The organism is Streptomyces sp. 11-1-2 (assembly GCF_003595545.1).
GTDB lineage: Bacteria > Actinomycetota > Actinomycetes > Streptomycetales > Streptomycetaceae > Streptomyces > Streptomyces hygroscopicus_B.
On sequence record NZ_CP022545.1, the window covers coordinates 6,781,957 to 6,802,167 of the forward strand.

The 20,211-nt window shown below is 71.3% G+C and carries 18 protein-coding genes; 9 read left to right on the forward strand and 9 right to left on the reverse strand.

The genetic code is table 11. The features are described 5' to 3' along the window. Positions 1–302 precede the first annotated feature (302 nt). A complete protein-coding gene (locus tag CGL27_RS29065) occupies positions 303–1,307 on the forward strand; it encodes a sigma-70 family RNA polymerase sigma factor (RefSeq protein ID WP_119991015.1) in 1,005 nt (334 codons plus the stop codon). A gap of 177 nt (positions 1,308–1,484) precedes the next feature. Here the strand turns inward: CGL27_RS29065 and CGL27_RS29070 are convergent, their stop codons facing one another. Next, positions 1,485–2,222 (reverse strand): 3-oxoacyl-ACP reductase family protein, encoded by a 738-nt coding sequence (locus CGL27_RS29070; RefSeq protein ID WP_078643093.1) that lies wholly within the window; start codon positions 2,220–2,222, stop codon positions 1,485–1,487. Positions 2,223–2,557: 335 nt separating this feature from the next. On the opposite strand from CGL27_RS29070, the gene CGL27_RS29075 reads away from it, so the two are divergent. From CGL27_RS29075 to CGL27_RS29085, 3 genes are all read left to right on the forward strand, one after another. Further along, the gene (locus CGL27_RS29075) at positions 2,558–3,319 is read left to right on the forward strand and encodes a DeoR/GlpR family DNA-binding transcription regulator (RefSeq protein WP_014054359.1); all 762 of its coding nucleotides are present in this window, start codon (positions 2,558–2,560) and stop codon (positions 3,317–3,319) included. Beyond that, complete coding sequence (pfkB, locus tag CGL27_RS29080) at positions 3,316–4,260, forward strand: 1-phosphofructokinase (RefSeq protein ID WP_119991017.1); 945 nt, start codon at positions 3,316–3,318, stop codon at positions 4,258–4,260. The genes CGL27_RS29075 and pfkB overlap by 4 nt, the downstream gene beginning before the upstream one ends. A gap of 85 nt (positions 4,261–4,345) precedes the next feature. After that, on the forward strand, positions 4,346–6,463 hold the full coding sequence (locus CGL27_RS29085; protein WP_119991019.1) for a fructose-specific PTS transporter subunit EIIC: 2,118 nt from the start codon (positions 4,346–4,348) through the stop codon (positions 6,461–6,463). A 7-nt stretch (positions 6,464–6,470) separates the two neighbouring features. On the opposite strand, the gene CGL27_RS29090 is transcribed toward CGL27_RS29085, so the two are convergent. After that, on the reverse strand, positions 6,471–7,490 hold the full coding sequence (locus tag CGL27_RS29090; protein ID WP_119991021.1) for an FAD-dependent oxidoreductase: 1,020 nt from the start codon (positions 7,488–7,490) through the stop codon (positions 6,471–6,473). An 89-nt stretch (positions 7,491–7,579) separates the two neighbouring features. Then, complete coding sequence (locus tag CGL27_RS29095; protein WP_119991023.1) at positions 7,580–8,722, reverse strand: P1 family peptidase; 1,143 nt, start codon at positions 8,720–8,722, stop codon at positions 7,580–7,582. 202 nt (positions 8,723–8,924) lie between these two features. On the opposite strand from CGL27_RS29095, the gene CGL27_RS29100 reads away from it, so the two are divergent. Together CGL27_RS29100 and CGL27_RS29105 are read left to right on the forward strand one after the other, a co-directional pair. After that, on the forward strand, positions 8,925–9,467 hold the full coding sequence (locus CGL27_RS29100; RefSeq protein ID WP_240450673.1) for an AMP-binding protein: 543 nt from the start codon (positions 8,925–8,927) through the stop codon (positions 9,465–9,467). A gap of 3 nt (positions 9,468–9,470) precedes the next feature. Next, entirely contained in the window at positions 9,471–9,659 is a 189-nt protein-coding gene (locus CGL27_RS29105; protein WP_014054365.1) for a hypothetical protein, read from the forward strand. A 7-nt stretch (positions 9,660–9,666) separates the two neighbouring features. Here the strand turns inward: CGL27_RS29105 and mscL are convergent, their stop codons facing one another. From mscL to CGL27_RS29130, 5 genes are all read right to left on the reverse strand, one after another. Then, the gene (gene mscL / locus CGL27_RS29110; RefSeq protein ID WP_119994601.1) at positions 9,667–10,134 is read right to left on the reverse strand and encodes a large conductance mechanosensitive channel protein MscL; all 468 of its coding nucleotides are present in this window, start codon (positions 10,132–10,134) and stop codon (positions 9,667–9,669) included. Between the two features lie 132 nt (positions 10,135–10,266). After that, entirely contained in the window at positions 10,267–10,947 is a 681-nt protein-coding gene (locus CGL27_RS29115) for a hypothetical protein (protein WP_240450674.1), read from the reverse strand. Between the two features lie 183 nt (positions 10,948–11,130). Beyond that, positions 11,131–11,976: an S-methyl-5'-thioadenosine phosphorylase gene (locus CGL27_RS29120; protein ID WP_119991025.1), complete on the reverse strand. Its 846-nt coding sequence runs from the start codon at positions 11,974–11,976 to the stop codon at positions 11,131–11,133. Between the two features lie 97 nt (positions 11,977–12,073). Continuing rightward, positions 12,074–12,445 (reverse strand): FmdB family zinc ribbon protein, encoded by a 372-nt coding sequence (locus CGL27_RS29125; RefSeq protein ID WP_119991027.1) that lies wholly within the window; start codon positions 12,443–12,445, stop codon positions 12,074–12,076. Between the two features lie 189 nt (positions 12,446–12,634). After that, positions 12,635–14,140: a potassium/proton antiporter gene (locus CGL27_RS29130; protein WP_078643103.1), complete on the reverse strand. Its 1,506-nt coding sequence runs from the start codon at positions 14,138–14,140 to the stop codon at positions 12,635–12,637. A gap of 234 nt (positions 14,141–14,374) precedes the next feature. On the opposite strand from CGL27_RS29130, the gene CGL27_RS29135 reads away from it, so the two are divergent. Then, on the forward strand, positions 14,375–17,137 hold the full coding sequence (locus tag CGL27_RS29135) for a penicillin acylase family protein (RefSeq protein ID WP_119991029.1): 2,763 nt from the start codon (positions 14,375–14,377) through the stop codon (positions 17,135–17,137). Between the two features lie 124 nt (positions 17,138–17,261). Here CGL27_RS29135 and CGL27_RS29140 read toward each other — a convergent pair whose 3' ends face one another. Continuing rightward, complete coding sequence (locus CGL27_RS29140; protein ID WP_162953326.1) at positions 17,262–17,861, reverse strand: 5-formyltetrahydrofolate cyclo-ligase; 600 nt, start codon at positions 17,859–17,861, stop codon at positions 17,262–17,264. A gap of 85 nt (positions 17,862–17,946) precedes the next feature. Here CGL27_RS29140 and galU point away from each other — a divergent pair, with 85 nt between their 5' ends. Further along, positions 17,947–18,849, forward strand: coding sequence for a UTP--glucose-1-phosphate uridylyltransferase GalU (galU, locus tag CGL27_RS29145; protein ID WP_119991032.1), 903 nt, complete (start codon positions 17,947–17,949; stop codon positions 18,847–18,849). Positions 18,850–18,853: 4 nt separating this feature from the next. Further along, positions 18,854–20,173 (forward strand): gephyrin-like molybdotransferase Glp, encoded by a 1,320-nt coding sequence (glp, locus tag CGL27_RS29150; protein ID WP_119991034.1) that lies wholly within the window; start codon positions 18,854–18,856, stop codon positions 20,171–20,173. Positions 20,174–20,211: the final 38 nt, after the last annotated feature.

Here is a 20,211-nt window from a genome sequence, read left to right on the forward strand (position 1 = left end):
GGGCAACCCGGCGCGATGGGCCATCCGGGCAACCGGGAGCCCGCGAGATTCGTCTTGACGGATGAGAGACGGGCGGGAGAGCCGTGGAAGGCGACGGCACAGGGGGTCTGACCTGCGCTTCCCGCCGCTTCGGCAGTGCGCTGACCCCGGTGTGGGTGGACAGGATACTGCATGATCGTAAAAAGGTGGGGGCCTGATGGGAATTCTGTCCTGATTCCAGTCGTTGTTTCCTTCGGACGGGGCACCCGACACCGGAGAGTCCGTCCATAGTCCGCGCCCGATCCATCTGTAAGGGAGCACGCATGGCAACCCGTGCCGTCGCCCGTAATCAGTCCGCCGCCGCTGGTGGCGCTGATGGGGCCAACAGCGTTCGCGCCTCAGGCGGGGAGATCGCCGATCGCGACCTGGTCGGCATGTATCTCGACGAGATCGCTCGTACCCCGCTGCTGGACGCGGCGAAGGAGGTCGAGCTGTCCCAGTCCATCGAAGCGGGGGTGTATGCCCAGCAGATCCTGGGCGGCGAGGTTGAGGAGGCCCCTGCCGCAGGTGCGAGCCGCGAGGAGCTGGAGGCGATAGCCACCGAAGGTGCCCGCGCCAAGGACATCTTCATCCGCTCCAACCTGCGCCTCGTCGTGGCTGTGGCGCGCCGCTATCCGCGCAGTGGGCTGCCCCTGCTGGATCTGATCCAGGAGGGCAACGCGGGCCTGGTGCGCGCGGTGGAGAAGTTCGACTACACCAAGGGATTCAAGTTCTCGACCTATGCCACGTGGTGGATCCGTCAGGCCATCACGCGCTCGATCGCGGACCAGTCCCGTACGATCCGGCTGCCCGTCCACCTGGTCGAGGAGCTCGGTCGGATCCGCCGGGTGCAGCGGGAGTTCAACCGTGAGCACGGCCGCGAGCCGGAGCACGCCGAGATCGCCGAGGAGCTCGGCTCCACGATGGAGCGGGTCTCGGATGTGCTCGACTGGGCCCGCGACCCGGTCAGTCTGAATATGTCGGTCGACGACGAAGGGGAGACCCAGTTCGGCGATCTGCTGGAGGACACCTCGGCCGTTTCGCCCGAGCAGTCGGTGATGACGCTGCTGCGCAGCGAGGAGCTGGAGGACCTGATCGGCCGCCTCGACGACCGCACCGCCTCCATCATCAAGGCGCGGTACGGCATCGACGACGGCCGGGAGCGCACCCTGACCGAGGTCGGCAAGCAGCATGGCCTCACGCGTGAGCGCATCCGCCAGATCGAGAAGCATGCCTTGCTTGAGCTGAAGAAGATGGCCCGCCAGACCGGTTTCGACGCAGCGGCTTGAGTTCTCGGGACAGCAGACTCCAGCCGCCACCAGACCCTCTCCAACCCATGGACCGAGCCCCGGCGCCTCCCCCCTGGCGCCGGGGCTCGCTTGTGTCCGGGTGCGGGCCGCCTGTGTGGTGTGGCTGTGGTCTGCCTGTGGTGTGGTCGGGGTCGGTTGCGGGCCGGGGCCGGGCGGTCAGACGGCGAAGCCGCCGTCCACGGCGATCGACGCCCCGGTGATGTAGCGGCTGCTGTCGCCCGCGAGATGGGCCACGGTCGCCGCGATCTCCGTGGGACGGCCGTAGCGGCCGAGTGCGGTGAAGCCGCTCTGGAGTGCGGCGCTCTCGCCGTCCGCCGGGTTCATATCGGTGTCCACCGGACCGGGGTGGACCAGGTTGGCCGTGATCCCGCGCGGGCCGAGCTCACGGGCCAGGGCCTTGGTGAGGCCGGTGAGCGCGGTCTTGCTGGTCGCGTAGAGGCTGCCGCCGGGGAAGGCGACGCGCTCGGCCATACAGCTGCCGATGTTGATGATCCGCCCGCCGTCGGCCATATGCGCGGCGGCTGCCTGCGCCATGAGGAACGGCGCCCGGACGTTCACGGCGAGGACCTGGTCCACATCCTCCAGCGACAGCTCGGCGAGGGGGCCGAGGGCGCCGACGCCCGCGTTGTTGACCAGGATGTCCAGTCGGCCGAATTCGGCGGCGGCCCCCTCCACGGCGGCGCGCACCTCCTGCGCGTCTGCGCCGTCGACCCGCACCGCCCAGGCGCGACGGCCGAGCGCCTTGATGCGGTCGACGACGTCCGCCGCGCGTTCGGCCTGGCTGTGGTACGTCAGGGCGACATCGGCGCCGTCCTCGGCGAGCCGGATCGCCACGGCCTCGCCGATGCCCCGGCTGCCGCCGGTGACCAGGGCCGCCTTGCCGTCGAGTGTCATGTCTTCTCCTTGTGTGCGGGGAAAATTCCGCTGTGCGGTGATCCGTCTTGGTGTCGGGGACATGACTCGATCCTGGTCGGGCGGGTCGCGGAAGTCCGGCGGGATACGGACGGTGCGCTGCGGCGATGCGCGGGGTGGGCGCGCTCCGCGGCAGTGGTCCGCAGCAGGCCTCTGAGGGAGGTTGCTGAGCGATCGTTGGGCGACCGCTGAGCGATCGTGACCCGTCCATGCCCGGTCGAGTTCGTTTCGTGCCCGAGTCTGTTTACTTTCCGGCATTGCCCACGTAATCTGGCCGCGAAATCACAGGTTCGGGCATGGAAGGGACGTAAACCCACATGTACGCACCGGAGCGTCAGCAGGAGATTCTCCGGCTCGCCCGTGAAAGCGGGCGGGTGGATGTCCTGTCCCTCGCCGAGGAGTTCCAGGTCACCGCCGAGACCGTGCGGCGTGATCTGCGCACCCTCGACCGGGCGGGGCTCGTCCGCCGTGTGCACGGGGGCGCCATCCCGGCCGGCCGTCTGGACTTCGAGCCCGATCTCGCCGAGCGCGAATCCACCGCCGCCGATGAGAAGGACCGCATCGCGCGGGCCGCCATCGCCGAGCTGCCGTCCGACGGCAGCGTGATCATCGACGCGGGCTCGACGGCGGCCCGGTTCGCCGCCGCCCTCCCGCTGGAGGCCAAGCTCACCGTCGTCACCCACGCCCTGCCGGTCGCCGCCCGTCTCGCCGACCACCCCGGTATCGCGCTGCACCTCGTCGGCGGACGGGTCCGCCACCGCACCCGGGCCGCCGTGGACGCATGGGCGCTGCGCGGCTACGGCGAGATCAAGGCCGATGTGGTCTTCCTCGCCACCAACGGCTTTTCGCTGGACGGCGGGCTCACCACACCCGATCTCGCGGAGGGCGCCGTCAAGGGCGCCATGATCGCGGCGGCCCGGCGGGTGGTACTGCTCGCGGACTCCGCCAAGTTCGGCCGGGAGCACTTCGCCCGGTTCGGCGGCCTCGACGATGTCGATCTGCTCATCACGGACACCGGGCTCAGCCCGCAGGACGCCCTGGCCATCGAGCGTCAGGGCACGGAAGTGGCACGCGCATGATTCTCACCGTCACCCCCAACCCCAGCCTGGACCGTACGTACGAGATTCCCGCGCTGGAGCGCGGCGCCGTGCTGCGGGCCACGGCCGACCGGGTCGACCCCGGTGGCAAGGGCGTCAATGTCTCGCGTGCCGTGGCCGCCGCGGGGCATCGCACGGTGGCCGTGCTGCCGCTCGGCGGACCGGAGGGAGCGCTGCTCGCTCGGCTGCTGGGGGAGCTGGGCATCGAGGCGGCGGGTGTGCCCGTGGCGGGCTCGACCCGGGTCAACATTTCCGTGGCCGAACCGGACGGCACCCTCACCAAGCTCAACGCGGGCGGGCCCGAGCTGAGCGGCGCCGAGGCCGAGGCGGTGCTGGAGGCCGTCCGGACGAGTGCCGAGAGCGCCGACTGGATCGCCTGCTGCGGCAGCCTGCCCCGCGGGCTCGCACCCGAGTGGTACGCCGAACTGGTGGCGCGGGCCCACCGGGCGGGCGCCCGGATCGCCCTGGACACCTCCGGCCCCTCGCTGACCGCCGCCCTGCGCGAGCGCCCTGATGTGGTGAAGCCCAACGCCGAGGAGCTGGCCCAGGCCGTGGGCCGCCCGCTGGCCACCGTGGGCGAGGCGGTCAAGGCGGCCGAGGAGCTGCGGGGGCTCGGTGCCCGCGCCGTGCTGGCCAGCCTGGGTGCCGACGGTCAGCTGCTGGTCGACGAGACGGGCGCCTACTTCGGCACCGCGCGGGTCGCCGCCGTGCGCAGCAACGTCGGCGCGGGCGACGCCTCGCTCGCCGGATTCCTCGCGGCGGGCGGCGCCGGGCCCGCCGCACTCGCCTCGGCCGTGGCCCACGGGGCGGCCGCGGTGCAGTTGCCGGGCAGCGCCATGCCGACCCCGGCCGACCTCGATCCGTCCGCCGTCGTCACGACGGCGGATATCCCGCTGGACCGTGTGCTCAAGGAGCCCGCGTGACCGGCCGTCCCCACTCCCACCCCCCAATCCCCACTCCGTCCGCCCGCCTCCCCCAGGGCGGCACCGCACACAAGGGAGCCGCGAGATGAGTGAGCTGATCACCGCGGATCTGGTCGACCTTGACCTGTCCGCCGACACCAAGGAAGCCGCCGCTCGGTCGCTCGCCGAACGCATGGTCGCGGCCGGCCGGGTCACCGACCTCGACGGCTTTCTCGCCGATGTGGCGGCGCGCGAGGAGCAGATGCCGACCGGCCTGGACGGCGGCATCGGCATACCCCACTGCCGCAGCGCACATGTCACCGAGCCGACCCTGGCCTTCGGGCGCAGCGCGGCCCGGATCGACTTCGGCGCGGCGGACGGGCCGGCCGATCTGATCTTCCTGATCGCCGCCCCGGCGGGCGCGGACAGCGACCATCTGACCATCCTGTCGAGCCTGGCGCGGCAGCTGATGAACGCCGACTTCACCGATGCGCTGCGCTCGGCCGACCGGCCCGAACGGGCGGCCGCCCTGATCCGCGGCGAGGAGCAGAGCGCACCCGCCGCCGAGGGGACGGAGGCCGAGCGAACGGGAGCCGGGCCGAAGGGGGCCGAGGAGCCCGCAGGAGCAGGTGAGCCCGGCGCTGCTGAGCCCGCCACCGCTGAGCCCGCCGCTGCTGAGGCCAGCGCCTCGGAGCCGGTGACCCCCTTCCGGATCGTCGCCGTCACGTCCTGCCCGACCGGTATCGCCCACACCTATATGGCCGCCGAGGCGCTGGAGAACGCCGGCCGCGAGGCCGGGGTCGAGCTGGTGGTCGAGACCCAGGGCTCGGCCGGATTCGACAAGCTTCCCGCGGCCACCATCGCCGCCGCCGACGCGGTGGTCTTCGCCCACGATGTGGAGGTCCGGGACAAGGCCCGCTTCGCGGGCAAGCCGACGGTGGACGTCGGAGTGAAGGCGGGCATCAACCGCCCCACCGAACTCATCGCCGAGGCGCGTGCGAAGGCCGCACGCGGCGAGGTCGGCGCACCGGCCGACGGCGCGGCGGGGCGCTCGGCGCCGATGGACGAGGACGGTCCCGCCGGTGACGGCTTCGGCACCCGGCTGCGCAAGTGGCTGATGACGGGCGTCAGTTACATGGTCCCGTTCGTCGCCGCGGGCGGTCTGCTGATCGCGCTCGCCTTCGCGATCGGCGGTTACGAGATCGCGAGTGCCAAGTCGGTGGCGGACCACTTCGTCTGGGCCGAGACCAGCAGCTGGGCTGCGCTGCTCTTCCAGATCGGCAGTGCGGCGTTCACCTTCCTGGTGCCGGTCCTGGCGGGCTATATCGCCTACGGCATGGCCGACCGTCCGGGTCTGGTCCCCGGCTTCGTGGGCGGCTACATCGCGACCACCATCAAGGCCGGATTCCTCGGCGGTCTGGTCGCGGGTCTGATCGCGGGCGCGGTCGTCATGGGCATCCAGCGATTCAAGGTTCCGGCGGCGCTGCGCGGCATCATGCCGGTGGTGGTGATCCCGCTGATCTCCTCGGCGATCGTCGGCGTCCTGATGTTCGTGGTGATCGGCAAGCCCATCGCCTCCGCGCAGGAGGCGATGACCGACTGGCTCAACGGCCTCTCCGGCGCCAACGCCATCGGTCTCGGCGTCCTCCTCGGCCTGATGATGTGCTTCGACCTCGGCGGTCCGGTCAACAAGGTGGCATACGCCTTCGCGACCGGCGGTATCGCGGTGTCGGACCCCTCCACCGGAAGCCTCAAGATCATGGCCGCGGTGATGGCCGCCGGTATGGTCCCGCCGCTGGCACTGGCCCTCGCCACCACCGTGCGCGGACGGCTGTTCACCAAGACCGAGCGGGAGAACGGAAAGGCCGCCTGGGTGCTGGGTGCCTCCTTCATCACTGAGGGCGCCATTCCGTTCGCCGCGGCGGATCCGTTGCGGGTGATCCCCTCGTCGATGGTGGGCGGTGCCGTCACCGGTGCGCTGTCGATGGCCTTCGACTGCACGCTGCGCGCCCCGCACGGCGGCATCTTCGTGGTCCCGCTGATCGGCGAGCCGTTCCTCTACCTGCTGGCCATCGTGGCGGGCACGGTGGTCTCGGCCGGTCTGGTGGTCTTCCTCAAGGGGCTGCGGAAGACGGCGGAGGCGGAGGCCACCGGCCAAGCGGGCGGCAAGGCCGCCCCGGGTGGTACCACCGAGGACGAGTCGAAGGTGGCGGTCGCGGCCTGACCGCATCTCAGCCACCCCCTGCCGGGTCCGGCGGCCCGCCCACGTCCATGGGCGGGCCGCCGGTCTCCGTGGACAGATCCCCGGTCTGCGTGGGCAGATCCCCGGTCTCTGTGGGCAGGCCGCGCGAGGCGTAGTAGGCGCCGAGCGCGGCCTCGCCACCCGACCCCATGGCGGTCGCGATCCGCTGGAAGCGAGCCGACCGCAGATCACCGGCGGTGAAGACCCTCGGGCGCTGGCTCCCGGGAGGGCAGTACCCGGACCGGTCGGCGGCCACGGCCCCGGCCGGGGGCGCCGGGGCGCTGCCCAGGTTGAGGAAGGCGAGATCGGCCGTGAGGACCCGCCGCTCGCCCTCCACCGTCCGGACCTCGGCGGTGACCGGTGCCGAGGAGGGCCCCAACTCCAGCCGCCGCACGGCCACCAGCTCCACCCGCGAGTCCCGCCGGATCTCCTCGGTCTTGTAGGCGTCCTCGGGCGGATACGCCACCACAAAGCGGGTCCTCAGCTCCGGATGAGCCCGCGCCACGGTGCCCAGGGGCCGGTCCGCGCCCAGGACCAGCACCGTCCGGTCGTCGAACGCCGCCGGGTCCGCCTCCCACAGCGGTGGCAGCGCCCGGCCCGCCACGCCCCCGAGCCATCCCGCGCCCTCAGGGCCCAGCGGCCCGACCCCCGTGGCGACGACCACATACGGAGCGGCCAGCCGCGCTCCGGGCCCCCGCGCGGGCCCCACCGGCGCCGCGGGCTCGACCGAGACCTCGACGCGGTCGTCGAAGGCATCGATCAGCGTGGCGCGGCTGTCCAAATCCACCCGGCACAGATCACATCGCGCCAGATCGGCCTCGATCGCCGCTGCCAGATCCGGGCCGTTGGTGACTCCGAGGACATTGCTCACCACCGGGATGCGCCGCAGCGCCCCGCACACCGCGTCGCCCGACTCGATCAGCACCGAGCGCATCCCTACGCTCGCCGCCATCACGGCGGCGGCGCAGCCCGCCGGGCCACCCCCGACGATCAGCAGATCGGTGTCCATGTGAAGCCCCCATCCTCTCCGTCTCTCCGGCCCGTTTCCCGCCCGGCCGAACGCTTCCTTCCCTCCGGCCGGGAGAGCAACGGGCCGGATCAGCGGCTGTAAAGATCCCGGTACGCGGGGAAGGCACCGCCCGGGCCGTCCACGGTCTCCGCCGCGAGCACCGCCTTGACCACCGCCCGGGTCAGCACATCCGCCCCGGCCGCCAGCACCTCGTTCAGCGCGCCGCTCTCCCGGTGCACCCCGAACGCCGGATCCTCGGAGCCCTCGGGGCCGCCCTCCGGTATCAGCGGGCGCCCGCAGGTGGCCAGGGCGAAGACCGTGTCGCCGTCGGAGAGCAGATGCACCGGCCGGACGGCCCGCGCCAAACCGTCATGCGCCGTACCCGCCAGCTTGTGCGCCTGGGCCCGGGTGAGCACGGCATCGGTGGCGACCACGGCCAGCGTGGTGTTCAGCGGAGGCCGCACCGACGCGGCCTGCCGCCGCTCCGATTCGGCCCGTGCGGCGGTCAGCCGGCGCATCGCCTCCGCGTGCTCGGCCGCACCGGGCCTGCGGGGCCCGCCCTCGTCCGACGGCGCGTAGTGCTCCCCGTACAGCACACCCGTACCGGGATCGACGACCGATCCCACGGCGTTGACCACCGCCAGCGCGGCCACCGTGACGCCGGACGGCAGCACCGTGGAGGCCGAACCGGTGCCGCCCTTGAGCCCACCGGCCACCGCGCCCGTGCCCGCCCCCACATTGCCCTGCGCGACCGGCGCCCCGGCCTCCGAACCGGCCGCCGCCTCGATCGCCTCGCGCCCCAGCGCGGCGTCCGGGCGGGCCCGCCAGTCGCCGCCCCGGCCCAGGTCGAAGAGGGCGGCGGCCGGGACCACCGGAACGACCTGCGCCGGATCGGGACCGACCCGGAAGCCTCGGCCGTGCTCCTCCAGCCAGGAGGCCACCCCCGAGGCGCTGTCGAGCCCGAACGCGCTGCCGCCGGTCAGCACGATGGCATCGACGCGCTGGACCAGATTCCTCGAATCGAGGGCATCGGTCTCCCGGGTACCGGGACCACCGCCGCGCACATCGACCGCGGCGATCGCACCGCCCTCGGGGGCCAGCACCACGGTCGTCCCGGTCAACCGGCCGCCACCGGACCGCCGGGCATGGCCCACCCGCAGTCCGTGGACATCCGTCAGGCCGTCGGCCGGACCGGTGGGGGTTGATTCGGAGTTTGTCCGCTCGGCATCCATGGAAGCTATGCGTAGCACGGGAAGCCATGGCATGGTCGGGTGCCGAGGCGCGAACCACTCCCTTGTCCGCCCGCCCGCGATCGCCGGCGAAGGCCCCAGGACGGGATGAGGACCTCTCATATAGAAGGCGTTCATCAGACGTTGATGGCGTGACAGCAGTCTGGACTGTATGCCGTTCGCCCCCGTCCGAAAGAAGACCGCCGTGCCCCGTACGTCTCGGACGGAGGAGCTCCCGACACTGGCCGCCGACACTCGGCGGGCCGCCCGGGTCGCCCTCCGCTGGATCAGCGAGCCGGACTGCACCGAGGAGCTCACCCATGCCGAGCTGCTCGACCAGGCGGCGCGGGCCGCCGCCGCACTCACCCGGCTCGGCGTCCGCGCCGGGGACCGGGTGGCGGTCCATCTGCCGCTGGTGCCCGAGTCAGTGATCGCCACGCTCGCCTGCGGACGGCTCGACGTCGTCCGCGCCAGCCTCCCCGTGGGGCTGCGCCCCCATGAGCTGCGCGAGCGGATCAGGGAGGTCGACGCGAAGGTCGTCATCACTGCGGACGCCGGGCAGCACCGCGGAGAGCTGCAGCCGCTCAAGCGGCAGGTCGACCGTGCGCTGGCCGGCTGCCCCGGGGTGCGGTCCGTGCTGGTCGTCCACCGGCTCGCCTGCCCGGTGTCCTGGACGCCCGGGCGTGACCTGTGGTGGCACGACGAGCTCGGCCGATACACCGAGCCGCTGCCCGGGCCGTACTCTTGAGGCATGAACACCGCCCCTGCCCCTGGACCGCGCGATCCGGCCGCCGCGCTGATCTTCGACGATCCACTGGCGCAGCGGTCGTCGGACGATACGGACCACGGGTGGGGTGAGCGGGTTCCCGGCGGTGACAGCGCCGACGATGCCGCTGGTCTGGCCCGGTTCCTCGACGAGAAGCCGCCCCACCACCTCTGACGGGTCCCTAGGCGCTGGAGCCGCTGCCGCCACCGTCGACGGCCGCGCCGCGCTGCGCCACCAGCTCGTCGCGGATCTGGCGCAGCAGAAGGATCTCCTCGGCCTCCGCGACGGCCTGCTCCTCCTCCGCCTTCGCCTCCTTGGCGGCCTTGCGCGCCAGATAGCGCGACATCGGCAGCACCATCAGGAAGTACACCACCGCCGCGGTGATCAGGAAGGTCAGCACTGCCGAGAGCACGCTTCCCCAGAGGATCGGAATGCCGTGGACGATATCGCCGGCGGCGTTGGTCTCGCAGGGCGCCTCGAGGCAGGAGCGGTACTTCTCGAGATCCTTCGTGCCGAAGGCTCCGACTATGGGGTTGATGAGGCCCTTCACTATCGAGTTCACGACGGCGGTGAAGGCGGCTCCGATGACGACCGCGACGGCCAGATCGATCACATTGCCGCGCATCAGGAAGGCTTTGAACCCTTCCATGACGCTCTTCTTCTCCTCGGTTACCTTCTCCTGGCTCAACCCACTGCCTCTCTCTCGCCGCGTCGGTGCTGGAGCGGACGGTTCCGCAACCTACACCCGCAGGTGAGAGGGACATCAGGGGAGCCGGGGGAGTCAGCAGCGGCATAGCGTCACCGCCAGTCGGGAGCCGGCCGCGGCCCCGGCCAGGGCGGTGGCGTCCGCTCGCGGAACCGTCAGCACCACCAGCGCCCCGCCGCCGTCCAGCGTGCTGCCTCCGTCCAGCGCCCCGCCGCCGTCACCGCTCGCATCCACCTCCGCACCGGCCTCCGGCGCCCCGCCGTCGGTCCCACCGTCCGCCGAGCGGCCGCCCGCCGCGGGGCCGCTCCTGGATCCCGGCACCTCGGCCACCCGGACCCCACGTGCGACCACCCGTGCCGTGGCACCGGACGACCCGGTCCGTGCGGCGTCCGGGAGCGGGGTGGCCAGCACATCCACCCGGTCGCCGCGGTGCAGCAGCCGCACCGCAGCCGCGTCGGCGATCCGGACCGGCGCCGACACCATGGCGGGGCGCGGGCCGCCCCGCCGCTCCTCGCCCGCCGGAGCGGGCGCCCGCGAGGACTCCGTGTCCGTGTGGCCCCGGCCGGGCGGTGCCGCGGCCGCGAGTGCGGCGGCCGTCAGCGCCAGCCCGGCCGCCATCGTGCGGCGCCGCCGCCGCACGGCCCGCCGCAGCCGGAATCCGCCGGAGCGCTCGGTGCGCACCGGATCGAAGCGGGGCACCGCGCGGGCCGGGGGAGCGGAGCGGGGTAACGCGAGGGTGGGGGACGGATGGGACATGGCACATCACCGCCTGCCGTGAGGGACCGAGTGCTTCTGGCCCCCTCACCATGCCCGCCCCCACCCGATCCCGCTTGGGCCTGTGGACGGCCACCGGGCTGTGGACAACTCGGTCACCCAGGCGAGCGACACCCGCCCCACAGTGGCCGCCGTGCGCGTCTACCCGTCCACCCCGCACCGCCCCTACGGAAGCTCTATCCCCAGGTCCCAGCCGTCGTGGGCGTGGGTGCACAGACAGTCCCGCGCGGAGGTCTCCGGCAGCTTGCCCACCGCGTCGAAGAGCACCTCACGCAGTCGGCCCACGTTCTCCCCGAAGACCTTCAGCACCTCGGTGTGGGTGACGCCCTCACCGGTCTCCACTCCCGCGTCCAGGTCGGTGACCAGCGTCAACGAGGTGTAGCAGAGCCCCAGTTCACGGGCGAGCACCGCCTCCGGGTGGCCCGTCATGCCGACCACCGACCAGCCCTGCGCCGCATGCCAGCGCGATTCGGCCCGGGTGGAGAAGCGCGGCCCCTCGATCACGCACATCGTCCCGCCGTCTACCGGCTCCCAGCCGCGTCCGCGCGCCGCGTCCACGGCCGCGTTCCGCCCCACCGGGCAGTACGGGTCGGCGAAGGTGGTGTGCACCACGTTCGGAATCCGGCCGTCCGGCAGCGGCTCGCCGTCGAAGTAGGTCTGCGTACGCGCCTTCGTGCGGTCCACCAGCTGGTCGGGGACGAGCAGCGTTCCGGGTCCGTGCTCCGGCCGCAGCCCGCCCACCGCGCACGGGCCGAAGACCTGCCGCACCCCGAGCGAGCGCAGGGCCCAGAGGTTGGCGCGGTAGTTGATGCGGTGCGGCGGCAGGTGGTGCTTGCGGCCGTGCCGCGGGAGGAAGGCGACCCGTCGCCCCTTGATGTCGCCGAGGACGAGCGAGTCGCTCGGCGCCCCATAGGGAGTCTCCACAGTGATCTCGGTCACGTCGTCGAGGAACGTGTAGAACCCCGATCCCCCGATGACCCCTATGTCTGCTTGCCTGCTGGTCTCGACCATGCGATCACCCTAGCCACCCGCGTCCGCACGAACGACACCCCGCCTCCTCCCGGTGGAGGCGGCGGGGTGCCGATGAAGCCGAAGAGAGGTGGCCGGGTCAGGCGGCCGAACTCGACGACGAAGACGACGAAGACGAGGAGGGCGCCGAGGACGACGAAGACCCCGACGACGAAGACGTCGAGGAGGAGGACGAGGAAGAAGAGTCCGAGGACGAAGACGAGGAAGACGACGAGTCGGAGCTGTCGCTCTTCGCCGCCGACTTGCTGGAACCGCCGCTCGTGCTGCTGGAAGAGGAGCGGCTGTCGTTCCGGTAGAACCCGGAGCCCTTGAACACGATGCCGACCGCGGAAAACACCTTCTTCAGGCGTCCCTCGCAGTTGGGGCACTCGGTGAGCGCGTCGTCGGTGAACTTCTGCACCGCCTCGAGGCCCTCGCCGCACTCGGTGCACTGGTACTGGTAGGTCGGCACGTTCTTCCTCCTGGCACTCTCACTCAATGAGTGCTAACGACGCTCCATAGTGCAGTATTCCTGCGCGTCAGTCCACTGGGACGGGATATACGGTGACCGAACCCACCGTCCGAGGCCCGCTGCCGGCTCCCGGTCCCGGCTCTCGTTCCGGGCCCTCGCGAGCCCCGGCGGGCCCCCGCTCCCGCCCCCTCAGCCCGCTCCCGTGCCCAGCCAGCCCGCCAGCTTGCCGCCCCGGCCCACCGCCCGCAGCCGCCGTTCCGCCGCGTCGCGCACCGGGTCCGTGGCCACCACGAGCAGCTCGTCACCGCGCCGCAGCATCGTCGAGGGCAGTGGTACGAAGCTGGTCCCGCCCCGGACCACCAGGGTGACCGCGGCTCCCGTGGGCAGCCGCAGCTCGCCGACCTCGACGCCGTGCATCTTGGACGCCTGGGGGATCGACACCGACAGCAGATGGCCGCGCAGCCGTTCCAGGGGCGCCGATTCGATGCCCAGGTCGGCCGGCTCGGGTTCCTCGAGCCGCAGCCGGGTGGCGAGCCAGGGCAGCGTCGGCCCCTGGACCAGGGTGTAGACGATCACCAGCACGAAGACGATGTTGAAGATCCGGCTGCTGCCGGGCACATCGCTGACCACCGGGATGGTCGCCAGGACGATCGGCACCGCCCCGCGCAGCCCGGCCCAGGACAGCAGCGCCTTCTCCCGCCAGAGCAGCGGGAACGGCGCCGTGCTGAGCAGGACCGACACCGGCCGGGCCACCACGGTCAGCACCAGCCCGACCGCGAGGGCGGGCAGGACGTCATCGCCCAGCTCATGCGGGGTGACCAGCAGTCCCAGCAGGACGAACATCCCGATCTGGGCGAGCCAGCCCAGCCCCTCGGCGAAGCCGCGCGTCGCCGGCCAGTGCGGCAGCCGTGCGTTGCCCATAAGGAGCGCGGCGAGGTAGACGGCGAGGAAGCCGGACCCGTGTGCCAGCGCACCGCCCGCGTAGGCGGTCACCGCGATGGCGATCACCGCGATCGGGTACAGACCCGAGGCGGGCAGTGCCACATGCCGCAGCCCGTACGCGCCCAGCCAGCCGATCGCGAGGCCGATCACCGCGCCGATCGCCAGCTCCAGGGCGATCGTGCCGATCAGGGCGTACCAGGACTCCATGTGGCCCTGGCTGGAGAAGGCGACCACCAGGATCACCACGGGGGCGTCGTTGAAGCCCGACTCGGCCTCCAGGATGCCCGTGAGCCGCTTGGGCAGCGGCACCGTGCGCAGCACCGAGAAGACCGCCGCCGCGTCCGTGGACGACACCACCGCGCCGATGATCAGCGCCTGTCGCCAGTCCAGTCCCACCACATAGTGCCCTGCGGTCGCGGTGAGCCCCACGCTCACCGCGACACCCACGGTGGACAGGACGGCGGCCGCCGGCAGGGCGGGTTTGATCTCGCCCCACTTCGTGCCGAGACCGCCTTCGGCCAGGATGACGACCAGCGCGGCGTAGCCGAGGACCTGCGTCAGCTCGGCGTCGTTGAAGGTGACGCCGATCCCGTCCGTGCCGATCGCGACGCCGATCCCGAGATAGATCAGCAGCGTGGGCAGTCCGCTGTGCGAGGAGATCCTTACGGCCACCACCGCGAAAAGCAGGACGAGCGAGCAGATCAACAGCAGTTCATTGAGGTGGTGAACAGTCAGGGGCCGACCCTTTCTCACGGGAGCGGAGGGAACGCTGCGAACAGGTCCCCGCCGACCGGAACTTCATTGCCTTACCTAACATTTTACGGGATCTTGACGCGAGCCTCCCACTAGGAGCCTTCGCCGAGGTGTACGAGCCCGGTCGGTGGCCGGTGCGAAGCGTCAGTCATGACTCCGCGTAGGGGTGGCGACAGCGCTGCGCCTATGGTTGCTCCAGCACTCCAGGTTCACCCTGCCCCTCGAAGGACAGCGATGCCCGCCAACACAACCGGCTCTTCTCCCAAAAAGAAGAAGAGCCGACGTCTCCGCCTGATCGTGATCGCAGTCGTGCTGCTGCTCGTCGGGGGCGTCGGCTACGGCGCGTACTGGAGCATCAGTACAGTTCGTGCCTCATTCCCGGAGACCACGGGATCGCTGCAGCTGAAGGGGTTGTCCGGCCCCGTTCAGGTCAAACGTGACGGCTATGGGATACCTCAGATCTACGCCGGTACCTCCGAGGACCTCTTCCGGGCCCAGGGGTTCGTCCAGGCCCAGGACCGCTTCTGGGAGATGGACGTCCGCCGTCATATGACGGCCGGGCGGCTCTCGGAGATGTTCGGTTCCGGCCAGGTGGAGACCGACGCGTTCCTGCGCACCATGGGCTGGCACCGGGTGGCCAAGCAGGAGTACGACACCAAGGTGTCGCCCGCCACCAAGAAGTATCTGCGGGCCTACTCCGACGGCGTCAACGCCTATCTCAAGGACCACCAGGGCGATGCGCTGTCCGTCGAGTACGCGGCCCTGGACTTCAAGAACGACGGCTACAAGCCCGAGAAGTGGACCCCGGTCGACTCGTTGGCCTGGCTCAAGGCGATGGCCTGGGACCTGCGCGGCAACATGCAGGACGAGGTGGACCGCGCCCTGGCCTCCAGCAGGCTCAGCGCCAAGCAGATAGATGAGCTCTACCCGTCCTACCCGTACAGCCGGAACAAGCCGATCGTCCAGGTCGGCGGCGTCAACGAGCTGACGGACGAGTTCGACCCCAAGGCCACCCCGGCGGGCTCCACGAGCGGTACGGGCGGCACGGCGGACGGAGGGGCCGCCGGAGCCGCTCAGGGGCTGCAGAGCCAGCTCTCCTCGCTCTCCAAGACCCTGGACGACGTCCCGGCGCTGCTCGGCCCGAACGGGACCGGCATCGGCTCCAACTCGTGGGTCGTCTCCGGCAAGTACACGACCACCGGCAAGCCGCTGCTCGCCAACGACCCGCACCTGGCGCCCCAGCTGCCGTCCGTCTGGTACCAGATGGGGCTGCACTGCAAGCAGGTCACCAGCGCCTGTCCGTACGACGCGGCGGGCTTCACCTTCGCCGGCCTGCCCGGCGTGGTCATAGGTCACAACCAGGACATCAGCTGGGGCATGACCAACCTGGGCGCCGACGTCAGCGACCTGTACCTGGAGAAGGTCACCGACAACGGCTATCTCTACGACGGCAAGCAGCTCCCGTTCACCACCCGCGAGGAGACCATCAAGGTCGCGGGCGGCAAGAGCCGGACGATCACCGTCCGCACCACCAACAACGGCCCGATCGTCTCCGACCGCGATGACGAGCTCACCTCCGTCGGCAAGGACGCCCCGGTGGGCAGCGGCGCCGATGATGTGGCCCCCGACCGCGGCGACGGCTACGCGGTGGCGCTGAAGTGGACCGCGCTCACCCCGTCCAACACGATGGACGCGGTCTTCAAGCTGAACACCGCGAAGAACTTCAGCGACTTCCGTAAGGCGGCCAGCGACTTCGCGGTCCCCTCCCAGAACCTCATCTACGCCGACACCAAGGGCAACATCGGCTACCAGGCGCCCGGCCAGATCCCGGTCCGCTCCAGGGGCGACGGCCGCTATCCGGCGCCCGGCTGGGACTCGCGCTACAAGTGGGGCAAGTACATCCCGCAGTCGGCGCTGCCCTGGGAGCTCAACCCCGATCGCGGCTATATCGTCACCGCCAACCAGGCCGTCGTGGACAAGAAGAACTACCCGTATCTGCTGACCGACGACTGGGGGTACGGCGCGCGAAGCCAGCGCATCACCGACCTCATCGAGTCGAAGACCAAGGACGGCGGGAAGATCTCCACGGACGACATGCAGTCCCTGCAGATGGACAACAGCAGCGAGATCGCCAAGGTGCTGACGCCCTATCTGCTGAAGATCGACGTCAAGGACGACTACGTACGGCAGGCGCAGAAGCTGCTGGAGAGCTGGGACTACACCCAGGACTCGGACTCGGCGGCCGCCGCGTACTTCAACGCCGTCTGGCGCAACACCCTCAAGCTGGCCTTCGGCGACAAGCTCCCCAAGGAACTGCGGGTCAAGGGGGAGTGCCTGCGGGTGCGCCCGGCCGACGACTCGGGTCCGCTGGAGGACCTGAACGGCAACGCCCGGCTGGTGCGCGAATGCGGTAAGCGCGACGCCGACATGGCCCAGCCGGACGGCGGCGACCGCTGGTACGAGGTCGTGCGCGACATCATCAAGGATCCGAAGAACAACTGGTGGAAGACGGCGGGCACCCGCAACGATCCCGGCGCCACCAACCGTGACGAGCTGCTCGGGCAGGCCATGCGGGCCGCGCGCTCCGAGCTTACCGCCAAGCTGGGCAAGGACATCAACAGCTGGAGCTGGGGCCGGCTGCACCGGCTGACGCTGAAGAACCAGACCCTGGGTACCGATGGCCCCGGCGTGGTGCAGTGGCTCCTCAACCGCGGTCCGTGGAACCTCTCGGGAGGCGAGGCGGCGGTCAACGCCACCGGCTGGAACGCGGCGGGCGGTTACGACGTCACCTGGGTCCCGTCGATGCGGATGGTCGTCAACCTCGACAACCTCGACAAGTCGCGCTGGATCAACCTCACCGGCGCCTCCGGTCACGCCTACAACGCGCACTACACGGACCAGACCGAGAAGTGGGCGAAGGGCGAGCTGCTGCCCTGGGCGTTCAACAAGAGCGCCGTGGACAAGTCGACGGAGGACGAGCTGGCGCTCACCCCGTAGTGACCCCGGGCCCCCGCGCGGGGCTCTGAAGGGCCCGGCGGCCGTCTGAGGGGCGTTTTCGCCCCCGGCCGGTCCCGGGCCCGCCGAACCTCGCGGCCCCGCCGGGAGACGCCTCCGGGCGCCTTCAGCGGGGCCGCGGCGTGAAGCGGTGGAGGCCCGACGGGGTCACCGCCGCGTGCACCGGGCGGTCGTGGCCCTCCTCGGGCACCTCGTCCAGCAGTTCACCGTCGTACAGCAGCACCACCAGCGCCGGATCGGCCCCCGCGCCCGCCAGCCGGGCCAGCACCCGGTCGTACGAGCCGCCGCCGCGGCCCAGCCGCATCCCGCGCCGGTCCACCGCGAGCCCGGGCAGCAGCACCACGTCCGCCCGGGTCACCGCCTCGGGGCCGAGCCGCGGCCCCTCGGGCTCCAGCAGGCCGCGCCGGGCGGGCACCAGCCGCTCCGGCCCCTCGTCCTCGCTCCAGTCGAGATCGTCGTCCTCGAGCAGCACCGGAAGCAGCACCCGCACCCCCCGGGCGCGCAGGGCCTCCCTCAGGGCGTGCGTACCGGGCTCGCTCCCCACGGACACATAGGCTGCCGCCGTGGCCGCCCCGGCGATCTCGGGAAGCTCCAGGGCACGACACGCCAGAGCGGCGTCGGCCTTCTCGATGTCATCCGCCGTCAACCTGGACCTCATCGTCAGGTGACGTCTCCGCAATGAGCGCTTACTACTGTCGAAGTTGATCACTGGGTGCGCAATCTCCCTGTCTCATGCCATATTCACCGAATACTCATCATTCGTCCCAAAGGGACCGGATAGGGTTCGGAACATGACTCAATCGCGTACTCGGATCAGCAAGGCTGTCATCCCTGCCGCGGGGCTCGGAACCCGCTTTCTTCCGGCCACCAAGGCCACCCCCAAGGAGATGCTGCCGGTCGTCGACAAGCCGGCGATCCAGTACGTCGTCGAGGAAGCCGTCACCGCCGGACTGTCCGACGTCCTCATGGTCACCGGTCGTAACAAGCGACCCCTGGAAGACCACTTCGACCGCAACTACGAGCTCGAAGAGGCACTGACCCGCAAGGGCGACGAGACCCGACTCGCCCGAGTCCAGGAGTCCAGCGACCTTGCGACCATGCACTACGTCCGCCAGGGAGACCCCAGGGGCCTCGGCCACGCCGTGCTCTGTGCCGCCCCGCACGTAGGTGACCAGCCTTTTGCCGTCCTCCTCGGCGACGACCTCATCGATGCCCGCGACCCGCTTCTGGCCCGCATGGTCGACATCCAGGAGCGGCACGGCGGCAGCGTCATCGCCCTGATGGAGGTGGACCCGGCACAGATCCACCTCTACGGCTGCGCGGCGGTCAAGCCGACCGTGGACGACGACGTCGTCCAGGTCACCGGCCTGGTCGAGAAGCCCGACCGCGCGGACGCGCCCAGCAACTACGCCGTCATCGGCCGCTATGTGCTCGACCCGGCCGTCTTCGGGGTGCTGCGCAGGACCGAGCCGGGCCGCGGTGGCGAGATCCAGCTCACCGACGCCCTGCAGGCGCTAGCCTCCAGTCCGGACCTCGGCGGCCCGGTGCATGGCGTCGTCTTCAAGGGACGCCGCTACGACACAGGCGACCGTAGCGACTATCTGCGTGCCATTGTCAGACTCGCGTGCGAACGTGAAGACCTGGGCCCGGAGTTCCGGGAATGGCTTCGCAGTTACGTCACCGAGGAGATGTAGCACCTTGAGCAGCACCGCAGAACGGGCCGCCGATCACGGCCCGGACCAGGACCGGGTCTGGACGGTGGCCGAGCACCTCGACGACATCCTCGGGCACGTCCACCCGCTGGAGCCCATCGAGCTGCAGTTGCTCGAAGCCCAGGGCTGTGTCCTGGTGGAGGACGTCACCGTCCCCGGCGCGCTTCCGCCGTTCGACAACAGCTCCATGGACGGCTATGCCGTCCGTACGGCTGATGTCGCGGCCGCGACCGAGGACCATCCCGCGGTGCTGACCGTCGTCGGCGACATCGCGGCGGGCAGCGGTGACCTGCCCGCCGTGGGCCCCGGCGAGGCGGCCCGGATCATGACCGGCGCCCCGACCCCGCCCGGCGGCCAGGCCGTCGTCCCCGTCGAGTGGACCGACGGCGGCCTCGACAGCGGGCCGGTCACCCATATGCCCGCACGAGGCTCGGACCCCCACGGCGGAAGCGGCAGGGTGCGCGTCTTCCGCCCGGTGCGGGAGGGCCAGCACGTGCGCACCCGGGGCAGCGACGCGGACGCGGGCGAGCTCGCGCTGCGCGCCGGCACGCTCCTGGGCGCCCCGCAGATCGGGCTGCTGGCCGCGCTCGGCCGCGCCACCGTGAAGGTGCGGCCCCGGCCGCGGGTGGTCGTGATCTCCACCGGCAGCGAGCTGGTCCAGCCCGGTGAGGAGGTGGGCCCCGGCCGGATCCACGACTCCAACAGCTTCCAGCTCACCGCCGCCGCCCGGGAGGCCGGCGCGATCGCCTACCGGGTGGGCGCGGTGGCCGACGACGCGGCGACGCTGCGCGCCGCCGTCGAGGACCAGCTGGTCCGCGCCGATGTCGTCGTCACCAGCGGCGGGGTCAGCGTCGGCGCGTACGACGTGGTCAAGGAGGCGATGCACGAGGTGCACTTCCGCAAGCTGGCCATGCAGCCCGGCAAGCCCCAGGGCTTCGGCCGCGTCGGCCCGGAGGACACCCCGCTGATCGCCCTGCCCGGCAACCCGGTGAGCTCGTACGTCTCCTTCGAGCTCTTCGTGCGCCCCGTCATCCGCACCATGCTGGGCGGCACCGACATCCACCGCACCATCGAGCGGGCGGTCTGCCCCGAGGGCGTCGCCTCCTCGCCCAAGGACAGACGCCAGTTCCTGCGCGGCTGGTACGAGCCGGCCACGATCGACGGCCCGGCCACCGTCAGCCCGGTGGGCGGCGCGGGATCGCACCTGATCAAGGCCATGGCACACGCCAACGCGCTGATCGTCGTCCCCGAGGACGTCACCAAGGTCTCCCCCGGCGCCGAGGTGGACGTCGTCCTGCTGGCCTAGCCGCCACCAGCGGCGGGTACGGTGTCGTCCCACACAGG

Excerpts from the sequence above, each read along its gene's own strand:
- CGL27_RS29065 (WP_119991015.1), top strand. The coding sequence starts at position 303 with ATGGCAACCCGTGCCGTCGCCCGTAATCAGTCCGCCGCCGCTGGTGGC.
- CGL27_RS29070 (WP_078643093.1), bottom strand. The coding sequence starts at position 2,222 with ATGACACTCGACGGCAAGGCGGCCCTGGTCACCGGCGGCAGCCGGGGC.
- mscL (WP_119994601.1), bottom strand. The coding sequence starts at position 10,134 with ATGGAAGGGTTCAAAGCCTTCCTGATGCGCGGCAATGTGATCGATCTG.
- CGL27_RS29135 (WP_119991029.1), top strand. The coding sequence starts at position 14,375 with ATGCCCGCCAACACAACCGGCTCTTCTCCCAAAAAGAAGAAGAGCCGA.
- CGL27_RS29105 (WP_014054365.1), top strand. The coding sequence starts at position 9,471 with ATGAACACCGCCCCTGCCCCTGGACCGCGCGATCCGGCCGCCGCGCTG.
- galU (WP_119991032.1), top strand. The coding sequence starts at position 17,947 with ATGACTCAATCGCGTACTCGGATCAGCAAGGCTGTCATCCCTGCCGCG.
- CGL27_RS29075 (WP_014054359.1), top strand. The coding sequence starts at position 2,558 with ATGTACGCACCGGAGCGTCAGCAGGAGATTCTCCGGCTCGCCCGTGAA.
- pfkB (WP_119991017.1), top strand. The coding sequence starts at position 3,316 with ATGATTCTCACCGTCACCCCCAACCCCAGCCTGGACCGTACGTACGAG.
- CGL27_RS29085 (WP_119991019.1), top strand. The coding sequence starts at position 4,346 with ATGAGTGAGCTGATCACCGCGGATCTGGTCGACCTTGACCTGTCCGCC.
- CGL27_RS29090 (WP_119991021.1), bottom strand. The coding sequence starts at position 7,490 with ATGGACACCGATCTGCTGATCGTCGGGGGTGGCCCGGCGGGCTGCGCC.
- CGL27_RS29120 (WP_119991025.1), bottom strand. The coding sequence starts at position 11,976 with ATGGTCGAGACCAGCAGGCAAGCAGACATAGGGGTCATCGGGGGATCG.
- CGL27_RS29095 (WP_119991023.1), bottom strand. The coding sequence starts at position 8,722 with ATGGATGCCGAGCGGACAAACTCCGAATCAACCCCCACCGGTCCGGCC.
- CGL27_RS29115 (WP_240450674.1), bottom strand. The coding sequence starts at position 10,947 with ATGTCCCATCCGTCCCCCACCCTCGCGTTACCCCGCTCCGCTCCCCCG.